Source organism: Bacillota bacterium, from assembly GCA_012727955.1.
Taxonomy (GTDB): Bacteria; Bacillota; Limnochordia; order DTU087; family JAAYGB01; genus JAAYGB01.
Genome location: JAAYGB010000014.1, coordinates 1 through 16393 on the forward strand (window position 1 = coordinate 1; position 16393 = coordinate 16393).

The window sequence follows — 16393 nt, forward strand, 5'->3', positions numbered from 1 at the left end:
AGATCTTGGGTTACCGCACACCGTTGGAGCTCTTCCAGGAGGAACTATCGAAGCTGGACGCAACTGTGAAATGCTTTATAGAACGGGTTTCTGGCTAGCCGTTGCATTTGCTATTGCACTTTAGATGTTTTCTTCCGGCATCCCCGCTCGGGCGACGAAAGCTATCTTACCAGGTTATCTTGGCTAACGCAACTGCCAAAAGTATCCGGATTGGAACCCCAAAGGGCGGGGTATAGTAGGAACAGCGGATTTGACACCACGCAAATCCCTACTCCCCTTCCAAGGGCCGACAATGTCGGCCCTTTTGCTTACCTCCACCACTGACTAATCGTCATCTCTGGCTGCCAGGTGAGCCAAAGCTACAACCTTGTCATTCTCATCAAGGCGCATCAGGCGTACCCCTTGGGTATTCCGACCGAGAATTGATATTTCATCGACCCTAATCCGAATCATGATCCCTTCGACACTGATGATCATCAGCTCAGTATCATCCCGCACTACCTTCACGCCGACAATGGATCCGTTGCGCTCACTCATCTGCATGGTCTTAATACCCTTGCCGCCTCGGTTCTGGATCCGGTATTCCTCCAGAGGAGTCCGCTTACCGTAACCGTTCTTGGTGACTACCAAGAGCTGGGCATCATCGGTAACAACGTCCATTCCCACAACGTAATCTCCCGGCTCCAGTTCGATTCCCTTCACACCTTGGGCGGCGCGACCCATGCTGCGAACATCGGTCTCCTGGAATCTGATTGACATTCCACCGGCAGTGACTAGGATAATCTCCTCAGAACCGGAAGTATGTCGGGCCCCGATTAACTCGTCGCCTTCCACCAACTTGATGGCAATCAACCCGGCTCGAGGACTATCAAACTCCGAGACAGCGGTGCGTTTGATCCGACCTTGTTTAGTAGCCATCACTACGTAGCTATTGTCATCGGAGAAGGAACTGACAGGTAGTGTCGCCTGGACCGTTTCACCGGGTTCCAGCTGCAATAAATTGACCAAGGCCGTACCCCGGGCTTGACGAGAGGCCTCGGGGATTTCATAGCCCCTGAGCCTAAACCCTCTCCCGCGGTTGGTGAAGAACACTATATAGGAGTGGGTTGAGGTGATGAAGAGATGCTCGACAAAATCGTCATCCTTCGTACTCAAGGCACTGATTCCCCGTCCTCCTCGCCTCTGGCTTCGGTAGGAGGAAACGGGAAGTCGCTTAATGTACCCGTGGTGAGTCAAAGTGACCACAATATCCTCATCGGCGATGAGATCCTCTATTTCTATCTCTCCATCGGCACCGGTAATTTCCGTCCTGCGTTCATCGCCAAAGCGGTCGCTGATCTCCGTGAGCTCGTCCTTGATGATCTGCAGCACCTGATTGACATCGGAGAGAATCTCCCTGAAGCGGGCAATTTGTTTCTGCAGCTCCTGGTACTCGGCATCGATCTTGTCCCGCTCAAGCCCTGTCAAGCGCCGGAGCTGCATGTCCAAAATAGCGACAGCTTGCCGCTCGGTAAGACCAAAGCGCTCCATCAAGGCCTCTTTGGCAACCTGATCATCGGGAGAGCTGCGCAAGAGTTGGATAATCTCATCGATGTGATCTAAGGCAATTTGGTAACCCTCCAGGATATGAGCCCTATCTTCGGCCCTCCTGAGTTCAAAGCGAGTACGCCGGGTTACTACTTCCTTCTGGAAATCGATATAGTGTTGGAGGATATCCCTTAGATTAAGGATCTTCGGCTCCCCATCCACCAGCGCCAGCATAATCGCGCCAAAGGTTTCCTGCATCTGGGTGTGCTTATAAAGACGATTGAGAATAATGCGGGGATTGACATCTCTTCGCAGTTCAATCACGATCCGCATTCCGGTCCGGTCCGATTCATCCCGCAGGTCAGTAATACCCTCAATCCTTTTTTGCTGGACTAAGTCCGCGATCTTCTCAATTAAGCTTGCCTTATTTACCATGTAGGGCAACTCGGTGACCAAAATCCGGGACTTACCATTGCTCATCTGCTCAATTTGGGTCTTAGCCCGGACCTTGATTCGGCCCCTCCCGGTGGTATACGCGGAGCGGATAGCATCTCTGCCTAGGATGAGGCCTCCGGTGGGAAAGTCGGGACCTTTGATGTATCTCATCAAGTCAGCCGCGGTCAACTCGGGATTGTCGATAAGAGCTACAATCCCATTTACCACTTCTCTCAGGTTATGGGGCGGGATTTTAGTGGCCATACCAACGGCAATTCCCTCTGCCCCGTTCACCAGCAGGTTAGGAAACCGCGACGGCAGAACACTGGGCTGCTCCAAACTTTCGTCGAAGTTGGGGACAAAATCAACGGTGTCCTTGTCGATATCCCGCAGCATCTCCTCCGCCAGGCGGGAGAGACGAGCCTCGGTATATCGCATGGCAGCTGGGGGGTCGCCATCGACGGAACCAAAGTTACCATGGCCGTCAACTAGCATATAGCGATAGGAAAAGTCCTGGGCCATCCGCACCATGGTGTCGTAGATAGAAGAATCACCATGGGGATGGTACTTACCCATAACCTCTCCCACAATTCTCGCTGATTTCTTGTAGGGGCGATCGGAACGAAGGCCCAAATCATCCATCCCGTAAAGAATCCGTCTCTGTACGGGTTTGAGGCCATCGCGAACATCGGGAAGTGCTCGATCGACAATTACGTACATCGCATATTGCAGATAGGATGTACGCATTTGCGATTCAATATCTGTGGTAACTATCTTACCATCACGAAACTCCATATTACTGCATCCACCTTTTCCATCGGACCTGTTCCCGTTCCCTGGGGTTACCAACATTGTATATTTCCCTTAATGACGCCCTTTATCCTTCAGGAAGGCCTAAGATTGGCACTATTAGGGCATTGCCGGAGGAGCACATCCCCTTCCCAGGATGAAAAAAGCGTAGGATCCAGCTAAAGATCCTACGCCTTACTTTTTAGCTAACGCCGCTTGCTGTTAGACAGAAAACTTAATGGTCTCACCGCTGCGGGCAGACTCGTACATAGCCAAGACCATAGCCGCGGCTACCTTACCCTTACGTCCATCGATATCCGGGGTCTTGCCCGCTAGCAGACTCTCATAGTAGTTGGCAATCTGCCGGCTGTGGCTGGCGCCCCAGTAGGTCTTACCGGTGGTGGGCTCAATGGTGGGCTCGACGTGGGTGTGGGTGTTGCCGATATAGATATCTGCCTTGTCGGCCCGGATTTCAGCGCGGCCCTTCTCACCGACGATTTCTAGGTAAATCGGTGCGTCATAGACGTAATAGCAGTTGGCATACAGACATGCCTTGGCACCGTTGTCAAAGCGAATCAAAGCCTCGGCAACGTCATCAACGTCAATGAGCTCGTGATCCCGGGTGAAGTAGGAAGCACTGATCTCGGTGGGCATACCAATCAGATAGTGCATCAAGTCGATGGTATGAATAGCCTGGTCGATCAGAGTTCCGCCGCCTTCCTTGTCCCAAGTACCCTTCCAGTCGCTCTGGCTGTAGTACTCATCGGTACGCTTCCAGGTAACAAAGGCGCGAGCACCAATGATCTTACCGAGCTTACCGGAGTCGATGGCCTCCTTGACAGCGACGGTGGAGTCGTTATACCGGTTCTGGAAAATGACTCCCAGGGTCTTGTTGTTCTTTTCAGCGGCCTCGATCATGGCATCCATATCTTCAACGGTGATAGCCATTGGCTTCTCGGTGAGGACGTGCTTGCCGGCGTTCAAGGCATCAATGGTAACTGGAGCATGCAGGTGGTGGGGCAAACAAATCTGTACTGCATCCACGTTATCCAGGGCCAGTGCTTCTTTGTAATCGGTGAAGACCTGGGCCTTGCCGTCGGTGTACATTTCAGAGAAATTCTCAGCTCTCTCCCTGCGGATGTCAACACAGGCGACCAACTCGGTGGTGTCCAAAGCGCGCAGAGCATCTGCATGGACCGACGCCACTCTACCGCATCCAATTAGGGCGACTCTAACCTTTTCCACTTAGACTATACCTCCTGATCTCGCTGCAATTGTATATTTCACATGCTATCAAGTAGCATATTAATTACTGACTTGAATACTCCTGCTAGACATTGGAAAATATCTCGACAAAATTAGCTCTACGACTAGATATCCAGGTATTCCACTTCCCTGGCGTGGGTTTGGATGAATTTGCGCCGCGGTTCAACGGCTTCCCCCATCAGAGTGCTGAAAATCTCCTCAGCTTCCATCGCATCTTCCAGGGTCAACTGCAGAATCGTCCTGTTTTCTGGATTCATTGTCGTTTCCCAGAGCTGCTCAGCATTCATCTCTCCCAGACCCTTGTACCGCTGAATGGTTACCCCTCTTCGACCCATTTCGTCGAGAACTTTCTCTAACTCTTCATCGTTGTAGGCGTACACCATCCGGTTCCCCCGCCTTACCCCATACAAGGGAGGCAATGCGATATAAACGTGGCCATTTTCCACCAAGGGTCGCATATACCGGTAAAAGAAAGTGAGCAACAAGGTGCGAATATGGGCCCCGTCAACGTCCGCGTCGGTCATAATGATCACCTTACCGTATCGAGCCTTGGACAAATCAAACTCCTCGCCAATTCCCGTACCTAAGGCGGTAATCATGGACCGAATCACATCGTTACTCAAGATCCGATCCAGTCGGGCCTTTTCGACATTAAGGATCTTACCCCTCAGGGGCATAATCGCCTGGAATCTGCGATCCCGGCCTTGCTTCGCGGTTCCCCCAGCAGAGTCGCCCTCCACCAGGAACAGTTCGCAAACCTCAGGATCCGTCAAGGAACAGTCGGCTAGTTTTCCTGGGAGGGAACTGACCTCCAGGGCACTCTTCCGACGGGTTAACTCTCTGGCCTTGCGGGCCGCTTCCCGGGCCCTGGCTGCAGCTAGAGCTTTATCGATGATCCGACGGGCGTTGGTGGGATGTTCCTCCAAATAGGTACCAAAGCCCTCGACTACGATGGACTCAACAATCCCCCGGACCTCGCTGTTGCCCAGCTTACCCTTGGTTTGACCTTCAAACTGCGGATCGGGAATCTTGATGCTGACAATCGCAGTCAAACCCTCCCGCACATCGTCGCCGGAGAGGTTATCTTCGTTTTCTTTCAGGAGATTGTTCTTGCGGGCATAATCATTAATCGTTCTGGTAATGGCAGATCTAAAGCCCGACAGATGAGTGCCGCCTTCCCGATTGTTGACATTGTTCGCGAAGGTATAAATCACTTCGGCATAGGAGTCGGTATATTGCATCGCTACTTCCACGATGTTGTCGTCCTGGGTTCGTTCGAAGTGAATAGCTTCCTTGTGGATGGGCTCTTTACTTCTGTTTAGGTACTCCACAAAGGAGACAAGCCCACCGTTATACTGAAACCGAACCTCTCTGCCCGTCCGCTCATCGGTAAAGATAATCCGCAAACCCCGATTGAGAAAGGCCAACTCCCGGAGCCGACTGACGATGGCGTCACTATCGAAATCTAAGGTTTCAAAAACGGTACCATCGGGGAGAAACCGGATCTCCGTTCCAGTAGAATCGGTATCACCAATGATTTCCAGGTCAGTAACGGGAACTCCCCGTTCATACCGCTGCCGATAGATGTTGGGCCGGCGGCGAATGGTAACTTCCATCCATTCCGACAGGGCATTAACACAGGAAACCCCAACCCCATGGAGTCCTCCCGAGGCCTTGTAGGCACTGCCATCTCCCCCGAACTTTCCGCCCGCGTGGAGGGTGGTCATCACCGTTTCCACTGCGGGACGACCGGTCTTGGGATGGATATCAACGGGGATTCCCCGTCCATCGTCGGAAACCGTCATGGAACCATCGGGGTGAATGGTAACAATGATCTCCTCTCCATTACCGGCAACAAACTCGTCGACACTATTGTCCACAACCTCTGAAAACAGCTGATGCAATCCCCGCACATCGGTACTGCCAATGTACATTCCAGGTCTGCGCCGGACAGCTTCCAGGCCCTCGAGAACTTGTATTTGTTGGGCATCATAATGCTGATGATTTTCTTGCTTAGCCATTCATCTACCTCCATTTTCCAAAGCCATCCCGCTCTTGGAACCCCTTCGGCCTCGCCTATTAGTTGACAACCGCAATTGTTCCGGCTTCCACTCGGTATATTCTGGCATCAGCTAACATCTGTTCCGTAAAGCTGTGGGTTGCGGTAGTTGTCAAGAGAATCTGGATCTTCTTTTCAATGGCCTCTAGGAAAAACCGTCTGCGCCCGGCGTCGAGCTCAGACATCACATCATCTAGTAATAAGACCGGAAACTCCCCCGTCTGGGACCGCATATACTCAGCTTCGCCTAACTTACAGGATAACACCACGGTCCGCTGCTGCCCCTGAGACCCATAGGTCCGGGCATCGATTCCATTGATATAAAAGCCAATATCGTCCCTTTGGGGACCGACCAAACTAACCCCTCGCCGACACTCAACCGGACGTTTTTCCTTCAGGGCATCGGAAAACTGAGCATAAATTTCATCATAGCTGGGGACTTCATCGGGTACATTGTCGGCCTCGGGCACAAACTCACTGCGACTAGAGGAATTCAGGAAGAAGGGGAAATAAAGCATCATCAACTCTTCCCGGTCTCCAGTCATCTGCCGATGGATCTTAGCCACCTCATCCTGCAGCAGCTGCAGGGCCTCGTAGCGACTCTGGATAATCCTGGAGCCGAGATCAATTAGCTGCAGATCCCAGACTTCCAGCATCTTGAGATCTGCTCCTTGCTCCGCGATCAGCTTCAGTGTGGCGTTTCTTTGTTGGAGAACACGATTGTAGTCCACTAAATAGCTGCGATAGACCTTGTTGGATTGCGCCAACATCACGTCCAGAAACTGACGACGCAAAGAGGGGCTGCCCTTTACCAATTGCAGATCATCGGGAGAAAACAAGACGACATTAAAGTATCCATAAAGGTCGGAGAGGGTTTTTAGTTCGTTGCCGGACACCATGAAACGCTTGCGTCGACGGGCTTGTAAATTGGCCTTCAACTCAAACTTACCAAGATCAGTGGTAACAGCCGCGCTCAAGCTGGCCCAGTCCTTGTCCCACTGAATCAGCTCTCGATCAACGTGGGTACGGTGGGACCGAGCCAGCGCCAAAAAATACAGAGCCTCGATTACATTGGTTTTGCCCTGGGCGTTATCCCCTACCAGGATGTTCAAATTCGGGTGAAAGCTCAGCTCTGCCTCCTGGTAATTACGAAACTGTCTGAGAATCAGTCGGTCAACCCTCATGGGTTACCACCCGAAACCCTCCTTGCCCCCGGACAACGACTTCGTCTCCGGGCTGGAGTCGGCGTCCTCTCCTCAGTTCCACATAGCCGTTTACCGTCACCAGGCCCTCCTGGATCAGCATTTTCGCTTCTCCCCCGGTTCCCACGATCCGGGCCCATTTGAGAAACTGATCCAAGGCGATTTTTTCGGTCTTTATCGGAACTTCGACAACATCCATCCTCTCACCCTCTTAACTTAACCCATCACTTCAGGAACTCTGACGGGCATCAATACATAACGATAGCTATCGGCACCTACGGGAACCACCGTGGCGGCACCGATTCCCGGCCGAAGCCGCATTTCCACCTTCTCTGTTCTCAGAACTTTGAGACAATCCAACAGGAACTTAACCTGGTAGGCGATGGTGATATCATCTCCGGTGTGTTCTACCTCAAGGACCTCCGAGGAACTGCCCACTTCTGCTTCCCGGGATGACAAATTCAGCTGACCGCTTTCCAGGCGGAAAACAACGATGGCCGGTCCCTTCTTGGCAATCAGTGCGGAACGTTCCAAGGCGCTTTGGAACAGCCGCCGATCCACTTGAAAGGAAACACTGTGTTCCGTGGGAATCACCTGCTGATAGTTGGGAAACCGAGCCTGAATCAGTCGCGAGGTAAGTTTCGCCTCTTCGGTGACAAAGCCCACTTGATTCTCAGCCATCGCGATGTAAACTTCACCCTCGCCGACGGAAAGAATCCGAACTAACTCACCCATCGCCCGGGTTGGGATCAACACATTGAGATCCCCCTGGCCCTCAGTCTTGGCCTCGACATAGGCAACCTGAGTGAAGGCGAGACGATTGCTGTCCGTCGCCACCAAATTGAGGGCATTATCGGTAGACTCCATCAATACCCCGGTCATAAAGGGGCGACTCTCATCCCTACCCGTGGCAAAGATCGTCTGTTCGATTCCCAACCGCAAATCTTCCTTGGTGACCCTTAGGGCCGTGGCCAAGTCTAGGGCTGCAATCGCCGGGAATTCATCGGCAGGCAGGCAGTTAACGGTAAAGTGGGCCTTACCTGCACTGATGGCCACAGTGTTGGTGGCGGAATCCAAGGCTAGATCAACATTCCCCTCCGGTAGGTGACGAACAATTTGGGCGAGGTACCGCGCCTCCAAGACCACCCTACCGGGATTTAGTACTGATCCTACTATACCACATTCGATGGCGATCTCCAGATCGTTTGCCGCCAGCCGAATGCCCTCAGTGCCCGCCTCGATCAGTATTCCCTTCATGGCAGGAACGGTATCCTTGGTGGCGGCAGCCCTCTCCACCATCTGGACGCCCTTGGCTAGTTCATCACTTAAACAGTTAATATGCACCGTCGGACCCCTCTCTGCAAACTGTTGTGGGTAATCTGTGGAGGAACCTGTTCACCAGCTGTGGACAAGTTCCCCTTCTGGGCAGGATTGTGGATTTGTGGACAACCTATAACAAAGGGTCCACCTTTTATGCACAGAGACAAACCCAGTATTTTTGGGCATTAGCTCATCCTATACACAAATCCACAGCACCTACTACTACTGCTACTAACGATCAATCTATTTGTGGCATTGTGTCCCTTAGATTCATTTTGTGGATAACGAAACACGAAATCGGCGAAAAAAATAATCCAGTGGCCCGGAATTTCTCGAACAATGCCAATTTTCTCTGTTTTGCCCGTTACAATTCTTTCAGCTGCCGCGTAATTTCCTCGATGGCTTCTTGCAGCTCAGGGTTTTCCTTGCGTTCCCTTTCAATCTTGTCGCAGGCATGCAAAACCGTTGTATGGTCCCTTTTGCCAAATTCATCGCCGATCTTCGGAAGGGAAGATTCCGTTAGTTCTCGCGCGATATACATTGCCACTTGACGGGGAAAGGTAATAGCCCTGGTTCTTTTCTTACCCTTCATTTCATGGACCTTAATGCCGTAATAATCGCTGACAATTTGCTGAATTGTGGCGATGGAAATGGTTTTGGGCCTTTGGGGCTTGATCAGCCCTGCCAGGGCTTGCTGCGTAATCTCCAGATCGATGGGCCGGCCGTTTAAGCTGGCAAAGGCCACTACCCGGTTCAATGCCCCCTCCAATTCCCGAATGTTGGAATCAATTTGGTCCGCTAAAAACTCCAGGACCGCCGAGGGAACGGGGAGGTTTTCGCTATCGGCCTTACGTTTCAAAATCGCGATCCGAGTTTCAAAGTCCGGAGGTTGGATATCGGTAATCAGTCCCCATTCAAAGCGGGATCGCAATCTCTCTTCGAGGGTGGGAATCTCCTTCGGTGGCCGGTCACTGGAAATAATAATTTGTTTGTCGGCTTCATAGAGCGCATTGAAGGTATGGAAAAACTCCTCTTGAGTACTTTCCTTGCCCGCGACAAACTGAATATCGTCGATTAACAGAACATCAACGTTGCGGTACTGGTTCCGAAAGTCTCCCATGGACTTGCGACCAATGGCATTGATCAAATCGTTGGTAAACTTTTCTGAAGATACGTACACCACTTTTTCCGCAGTGCCCTTCTCCAGGACATAGTGACCGATGGCTTGCATCAGGTGGGTTTTCCCCAGTCCCACTCCTCCGTAAAGGAATAGGGGGTTGTAGGCTCGGGCCGGGGCTTCGGCCACGGCGAGGGCCGCTGCATGGGCAAAGCGATTACTATTGCCGACGACGAAGGTGTGAAAGGTGTAGCGGGGGTTTAGGATCCCGGGGCTGAGTTCATCGGAATCGGAAACCGGTCCCGGCTGTACAATGGTGTCGCTGACTAGATCTGTGACGGCGGATTGCTTAATTTCCTCAGAAATAGCATCCTCGGTATCGAAGTGAATGTTGTAGTGTTTGCCGGTCATTTGTGCCAAAATCCTAGTCATATCGGTAGCGTACCGGGCCTGGACCCATTCCCGGGCAAAACCATCTCGAATCGCTACGTAGAAAGTACCGTTGTAAACACCGATGGGTTTTGTGGCACGCATCCAGGCGTTGAAACTGGATTCAGGCATTTCCGCCTCAAGGCGCGCTAGAGCTTCGCTCCATAGCTCATCAAGGTTATTAGACATGAAAAAAACTCCCCTCAAAAGGCTTGGACAACTGCGCCGCTCGCCTCGGGTTACCGTTAGTAATTGGAGTAAGTACCCGGCTAATATACCCAAAGACAACGGGGAGATTGGCCAAAAAAAGGCCAATCCCCGATTGGGTGGAATTTATTCACAGTGTCGTGGGCAACGTTATCCACAGATCGGGTTTTCTACGTAAGGGCCCGAGATCCTGCTTGTGGGCCTAGGATTCGCGCTCTCGGTGCTGGGACCATATGTTTGCCCAATGGGGTGATTTCCCCGGACATTCCACAAGTTATCCACGTTTTCCACAGGTTGTGGACAAAATCCGTGGATTCTGTGGAAAACTTATGGAGGGGCGGGATCCTAAAGCTATATGTTATATAGTAGGAACTTTCCTGGGACCGGTGTGGAAGTTGTGGAAACTAGGGAAAACCTTGGATAATGGCTTGCAAGGAGGTATTCTTGACAGGTATTGTCAGCCATAATATAATCAACCTGGTATGATAGTGTGGTTCTAACTGTAATTCACAGCCTAGGACTTTTGGCTAATAGGGAGGTGTAGCGAGTGAAGCGGACATATCAACCCAGTCGTCGTTATCGCAAGCGGGTACATGGTTTTCGCGCTCGGATGAAGACCAAGGCTGGCCGTCGTGTTCTCCAGCGTCGCCGGGCTAAGGGTCGCAAGGTTCTGTCTGCATAGGGATTAGGGCAGATTCGGAGGCTAAGACATTGGCACAGAAAGTAGACCGATTGCGTCGGCCTCAGGATTTCCGAAGAGTTTACGAGCACGGTCGGGTGCTGAAGTCAAGATTGTTCGTGCTTCATTGGCTAGCAAACAATTCGGCCCAAACACGGGTGGGTTTTTCGGTTAGTCGTAAACTCGGGAAAGCGGTAGTCCGCAATAGGGTAAAACGGCGTCTACGCGAGATAATCAGAGCTCGGCAGGATTGCATACCTGAAGGCATCGACATAGTGATCTCCTCCCGAGTTGCAGCCCGGGATGCCACCTTTGGTGATCTGAAAAAGGAAGTCGACCAATTGTTGTCGCGGCTCGATGGGCAAATCCGGGGGGAGTGAGCTTTTTTGAAGTCTTTGGTTCTATTTGGCATCGGCCTTTATCGTCGCTGGCTCTCGCCCCTGAAACCAAATTCTTGTCGGTTTTACCCGACTTGTTCGGCCTATGGAATCGAGGCTGTCAACAAGTACGGTGCCTTACGGGGATCGTGGATGTTGTTAAAGCGGATCTTGAGGTGCCATCCCTTCCATCCGGGAGGTTACGATCCTGTCCAATGAAAAGACAGAAATACAGTGGCTATGAGCTAGATCGGGGGCAGACTGGTTGTGGGGCTATTACAATCTTGGTTTAAGAGCCTGTTGGACTTTTTCTATGGAATAACCGGCAATTACGGTCTTGCGATTATTCTCTTGACCTTGGCGATTAGGCTGATTCTGGTTCCTTTGACAATCGGGCAAAATAAGTCGATGGCGAAAATGAAGGAACTGCAGCCCAAAATGGAAGAAATCAAGGAGAAGTATAAGGATAAGCCAGAAGAGTATCAGCAGAAAGTCATGGAGTTATACAAAGAACACAATGTCAATCCCATGGGTGGATGTTTGCCGATGCTCTTGCAATTACCGGTTTTGTTTGCTCTGTTTGCGGTCTTACGCAGCTATGAATTTACCTCCGGTTTTCTGTGGCTGACGAGTTTGTCAGCGCCCGATCCTTATTACATTCTACCTATTCTATCGGCAGTTACTACCTATTTGCAGACAATGTTGACCAGTACAGACCAATCGCAGAAGGCGATGACTTTGATCATGCCGGTGTTTATTGGCTATATCAGCCTGAATTTCCCATCGGGATTGGTTTTGTACTGGGTAGTGAGTAATATCTTTTCCGCGGTGCAACAGTATGTGTTGAACAAGCAATTGTCTGTTGCCCAAGAGGGAGGAAAAGCTTAAGATGAAGAGCGTCGAGGTGTCGGCGAAGACTGTTGATGCTGCGGTGGCTGATGCCTTAGCACAGTTGGACGCCACCCAGGATCAAGTGATCATCGAAGTCTTGGATGAGGGCAGTAAAGGATTTCTAGGACTTTTGGGCGCGAAGGATGCCAGAGTGCGAGTCACCATGCGGGACCTGGTGGCAGAAAAGGCCGAGAGGGCGAAGGAGTTCTTACTCCAACTCTTAGAGAAGATGGGTGTTAACGCTACCGTCGAGGCAAAGTCCTCCGATGACACCATTGAGTTAGAGATGAGTGGTAAGAATATTGGATTAGTCATCGGACGCCGGGGTGCTACCTTGGATGCCATCCAATACATAGTCAGTTTGTACGCCAACAAAGATGGCGAATGGAATCGGATCCTGCTCGATGCCGAGGGCTATCGCAATCGGCGCAATGAGACCCTCCGACGACTGGCTCGCAAGGTCGGGGAGAGAGTAAAGAAGACGGGCCGGCGTACTGTATTGGAACCGATGAATCCCCATGAGCGGAGAATAATCCACATGACCTTACAGAATGAGCCGCGATTGGCCACTCATAGCGAAGGTACCGAACCCTATCGGCGGGTGGTAGTTACACTGAAGAAGGGCCGTTAGCAGGTAGGCCGGTGTAATCTCGCGGGATTTGACTTTGATTGACGTGTCTAGTTTTTCTGGCACGTCTTTTTTCGTGGGTTGATATCTATCAGGGGCCAGGGTAGATTATTCGTAGGGAAGGAGGACTGACACCATTGTCCGCAGATACCATTGCAGCCATTAGTACCGCGCTGGGAGAGGGCGGTATCGGAATAGTTCGGCTCAGCGGTGATCGGGCCATCGCCATTGCCGATGAAATCTATCGGGGAGCCCGGCCCTTAAGGGAAGTTGAGGCCGGGAGAATTGTCTATGGCCGGGTGGGTACAGAGAATGAAGTTGTCGATGAAGTGTTGGTTTCTGTCTTTAGAAAGCCCCATTCCTATACCAGAGAAGATATTGTGGAGATCAACTGCCACGGAGGGATTGCCGTGGTGCGCCGGGTGCTGGATTTGGTGTTGAGCCATGGGGCGAGATTGGCGGAGCCCGGGGAATTTACCAAGCGAGCCTTTCTTAACGGCCGATTGGATCTGAGTCAGGCGGAAGCGGTCATCGATGTGATCCGGGCAAAGACGGATCTAAGCCTGCGTTCCGCGGTGTTGCAGCTGACGGGAAGGATGTCGGAAAGAATTAAGCCGGTGCGTTCCCAGCTAATTGATGCCATTGCCCACATTGAAGCCGCGGTGGATTACCCCGATGAAGACATTGATGTGTTGGAGAAGGATGATTTGGTCAATCAGCTCCGGCAGGTGGAGACCGCACTAGAGGAGATTTTAGCCACTGCCGACACCGGCAGGATCCTGCGGGAGGGAGTGGCGGTGGCCATCGTCGGCCGACCTAATGTCGGCAAATCCAGTCTGCTCAACCTGCTGCTGCGGGAAAATCGGGCTTTGGTGACGGATATTGCGGGAACCACCAGGGATCTCATCGAGGAAACGATGAATCTGCGGGGGATTCCCGTCCGGATTGTCGATACTGCGGGAATCCGGCAGACCGAGGATGTGGTCGAGACCCTAGGAGTGGCTCGGGCCAAGGAGTCCATCGCCGAGGCCGATATTGTCCTGTTTGTAATCGATGGCTCTACTGCGTTGACCGATGATGACCGAGAGATCGCTAAGTTGCTGGAGGATACCAAGGTTCTCGGCGTGATCAATAAACTGGATCAAGGGATCGTTGTTTCGAAAGGGGAACTAGCTGAGTTGGTCCCCAAGGCGCAGTGGGTGGAAATGTCTGCGCAGGAAGGCACTAATCTTGAGGAGTTAGAAGAATGCCTTTGGAACCTGATCGGGGTCAGCGGTACGTTGGCCAGCGGCGATGAAGTGATCGTAACCAGGGAGCGGCATCGGGAAGCGATTAAGGATGCAGTAGAGGCACTGCGGGATGCCTTGGCGACCATTGCCAGCGATCTTCCCTATGATTTGGCCTCCATTGATTTGCAGCTGGCCGCGGATGCCCTGGGGAAGATCACCGGAGAAACGGTGCAGGAAGACATTATTGATCGGATTTTTGAGCGCTTCTGTTTGGGAAAATAGCGGAGGTAAGAGAGTGGAACGTTACGATGTCATTGTAGTAGGCGCTGGACATGCCGGCTGTGAAGCAGCCTTGGCAGCAGCCCGCCTGGGGTGTAAGACCCTACTGTTAACGATGAGCCTAGATACCATCGCCCAGATGTCCTGTAACCCAGCCATCGGCGGCCCCGCGGCCAAGAGTCATCTGGTACGGGAAATTGATGCTTTAGGGGGACAGATGGCCAAAACCATCGATCGCTCCTATTTGAATATTCGTGAGCTGAATCAAAGCCGAGGTCCGGCAGTTAGGGCCATCAGGGCCCAGGCCGATAAACGGCGCTACCAGCAGGAAATGATCCACACCCTGGAGACCCAAGAGGATTTGTTTCTCAAGCAAGCCATTGTCACCGACCTAGTGGTGGAAGGCGGCAGGGTTCAGGGAGTAGTCACCAAGTCCGGTGTCACTTATTGGGGCAGGACGGTGGTGTTGACCACCGGTACCTTCCTGCGAGGGATGTTGGTGGTGGGGGATATCCGCTATGAGGGCGGACGGCAAGGAGAGCCCGCGGCCACGGAGTTGTCCCAGTGCCTGGAGAGGCTAGGGCTGAAGTTAAAGCGGTTTCAATCGGCAACTCCTCCCCGAATCGACGCCCGGACCGTGGACTTTTCCCAGTTGACGGAGCAGCCCGGCAGTAGTCGCCCCTTGGCCTTTTCCTATGAAACTGAGGAGTTTATCACTGAGCAGCTGCCCTGTTGGTACACCCACACCAACGAAGAAACCATCGCGGTGGTGAAGGCCAATTTGCACCGCTCACCTATTCAGACGGGAGCTGTGGTGGGAGAGGGGCCACGGTTTTGCCCTTCCATCGACCGCAAGGTACTGAGATTTCCCGATCAGATTCGGCACATGGTATTCCTCGAGCCGGAAGGGCACTATACCACGGAGCTCTATGCCCTGGGAATGACCACCGCAATGCCCGAGGATGTGCAGATCAAAATCGTCCGCAGTCTGCCGGGTCTGAGCCGGGCGGAGTTGATGCGCCCGGGATACGCGGTGGAGTACGATTACATCGATCCCAGTCAATTGACCTTGAGCATGGAGAATCGGCGGATCAAGGGCCTATTTACCGCCGGGCAGATTAACGGCTCCTCCGGCTATGAGGAAGCCGCGGGGCAGGGCTTGATGGCCGGAATTAACGCCGCGCGTCAGTGTCAGGGGCTGGAGCCGGTGATTTTGGATCGCTCCATGGCCTACATCGGCGTGATGATCGATGATCTGGTCAACAAGGGCGTGACGGAGCCCTATCGGATGATGACCTCCCGGGCTGAGTATCGTCTGATGCTGCGCATCGATAACGCGGACCTGCGGTTGACGGAAATCGGGAGAGAGATTGGGCTCATCGGAGATGATAGGTATGCCAAGTTTCTTGCCAAGAAGCGAGCTATTGAGCAAACGGTGAGCTGGCTGCGGTCCACTCAAGTGAACCCGACCCGAGAGGTAAGGGAAGCATTACAGAAGCTGGGAAGTGGAGACTTAGCCAAGTCAGTCACCGCCGCAGAAATACTGCAAAGGCCAGAGATTGGCTATCGGGATCTGGAGAAGGTGATCCCCGGGGTGCCTAAGCTGCCGGAGGCCACCGCGGAGGTGGTGGAGATTGAAATCAAGTTTTCCTCCTATATTGAAAGGCAGCAGCGACAGGTAGCCCAATTTCGAGAACTTGAGGATTTGCCAATTCCGCTATCCATCGATTACGATGCCATCAAGGGTTTGCGTAGTGAAGCCAGGGATCGCCTCAAGGCCGTCAGGCCATTGTCCGTGGGACAAGCCGCGCGGTTACCCGGTGTTTCCCCCGCGGATGTTTCAGTGTTGGCCATCTATGTTCGTTCCCTTGCAGGGGGAGCACCCAGCAAGGGGCAGTCCAGGAACGTCCCAGGGTCAGGCTTGGACAGTGAGGCCAGGGTGAGTAGTTAGTTCTTAGG

General features: G+C 52.5%; 14 protein-coding genes. 7 read left to right on the forward strand and 7 right to left on the reverse strand.

All coding sequences use genetic code 11. The features are described from left to right. Window positions 1-324: 324 nt before the first annotated feature. The 7 genes from gyrA to dnaA all read right to left on the reverse strand — a co-directional run bounded on the left by gyrA (window position 325) and on the right by dnaA (window position 10333). On the reverse strand, window positions 325-2757 hold the full coding sequence (gene gyrA / locus GX030_03200; GenBank protein NLV91386.1) for a DNA gyrase subunit A: 2433 nt from the start codon (window positions 2755-2757) through the stop codon (window positions 325-327). A gap of 216 nt (window positions 2758-2973) precedes the next feature. Continuing rightward, a complete protein-coding gene (locus GX030_03205) occupies window positions 2974-3996 on the reverse strand; it encodes a Gfo/Idh/MocA family oxidoreductase (GenBank protein NLV91387.1) in 1023 nt (340 codons plus the stop codon). Between the two features lie 125 nt (window positions 3997-4121). Next, window positions 4122-6038 (reverse strand): DNA topoisomerase (ATP-hydrolyzing) subunit B, encoded by a 1917-nt coding sequence (gene gyrB / locus GX030_03210; protein ID NLV91388.1) that lies wholly within the window; start codon window positions 6036-6038, stop codon window positions 4122-4124. Window positions 6039-6096: 58 nt separating this feature from the next. Beyond that, window positions 6097-7260 carry a DNA replication/repair protein RecF gene (gene recF / locus GX030_03215; protein NLV91389.1) on the reverse strand — a complete coding sequence of 388 codons (1164 nt, stop codon included), beginning with the start codon at window positions 7258-7260 and terminating at the stop codon, window positions 6097-6099. After that, window positions 7250-7477 carry an RNA-binding S4 domain-containing protein gene (locus GX030_03220; GenBank protein NLV91390.1) on the reverse strand — a complete coding sequence of 76 codons (228 nt, stop codon included), beginning with the start codon at window positions 7475-7477 and terminating at the stop codon, window positions 7250-7252. Before GX030_03220 ends, recF begins: the two co-directional genes overlap by 11 nt. 17 nt (window positions 7478-7494) lie before the next feature. After that, window positions 7495-8622, reverse strand: coding sequence for a DNA polymerase III subunit beta (dnaN, locus tag GX030_03225; GenBank protein ID NLV91391.1), 1128 nt, complete (start codon window positions 8620-8622; stop codon window positions 7495-7497). A gap of 340 nt (window positions 8623-8962) precedes the next feature. Beyond that, entirely contained in the window at window positions 8963-10333 is a 1371-nt protein-coding gene (gene dnaA, locus GX030_03230; protein ID NLV91392.1) for a chromosomal replication initiator protein DnaA, read from the reverse strand. Between the two features lie 565 nt (window positions 10334-10898). Between dnaA and rpmH the strand changes: the two genes are divergently transcribed. The 7 genes from rpmH (at window position 10899) to mnmG (ending at window position 16385) form a co-directional block, all read left to right on the forward strand. Further along, complete coding sequence (gene rpmH / locus GX030_03235) at window positions 10899-11033, forward strand: 50S ribosomal protein L34 (protein ID NLV91393.1); 135 nt, start codon at window positions 10899-10901, stop codon at window positions 11031-11033. A 29-nt stretch (window positions 11034-11062) separates the two neighbouring features. Beyond that, window positions 11063-11410 (forward strand): ribonuclease P protein component, encoded by a 348-nt coding sequence (rnpA, locus tag GX030_03240; GenBank protein ID NLV91394.1) that lies wholly within the window; start codon window positions 11063-11065, stop codon window positions 11408-11410. Between the two features lie 6 nt (window positions 11411-11416). Beyond that, on the forward strand, window positions 11417-11626 hold the full coding sequence (gene yidD / locus GX030_03245) for a membrane protein insertion efficiency factor YidD (GenBank protein NLV91395.1): 210 nt from the start codon (window positions 11417-11419) through the stop codon (window positions 11624-11626). Between the two features lie 48 nt (window positions 11627-11674). Further along, on the forward strand, window positions 11675-12295 hold the full coding sequence (locus GX030_03250) for a membrane protein insertase YidC (protein NLV91396.1): 621 nt from the start codon (window positions 11675-11677) through the stop codon (window positions 12293-12295). Between the two features lies 1 nt (window position 12296). Beyond that, the gene (locus tag GX030_03255; protein ID NLV91397.1) at window positions 12297-12929 is read left to right on the forward strand and encodes a protein jag; all 633 of its coding nucleotides are present in this window, start codon (window positions 12297-12299) and stop codon (window positions 12927-12929) included. A gap of 125 nt (window positions 12930-13054) precedes the next feature. Further along, the gene (gene mnmE, locus GX030_03260) at window positions 13055-14437 is read left to right on the forward strand and encodes a tRNA uridine-5-carboxymethylaminomethyl(34) synthesis GTPase MnmE (GenBank protein ID NLV91398.1); all 1383 of its coding nucleotides are present in this window, start codon (window positions 13055-13057) and stop codon (window positions 14435-14437) included. Continuing rightward, entirely contained in the window at window positions 14355-16385 is a 2031-nt protein-coding gene (mnmG, locus tag GX030_03265; GenBank protein NLV91399.1) for a tRNA uridine-5-carboxymethylaminomethyl(34) synthesis enzyme MnmG, read from the forward strand. The genes mnmE and mnmG overlap by 83 nt, the downstream gene beginning before the upstream one ends. The last annotated feature ends 8 nt before the right edge of the window (window positions 16386-16393 follow it).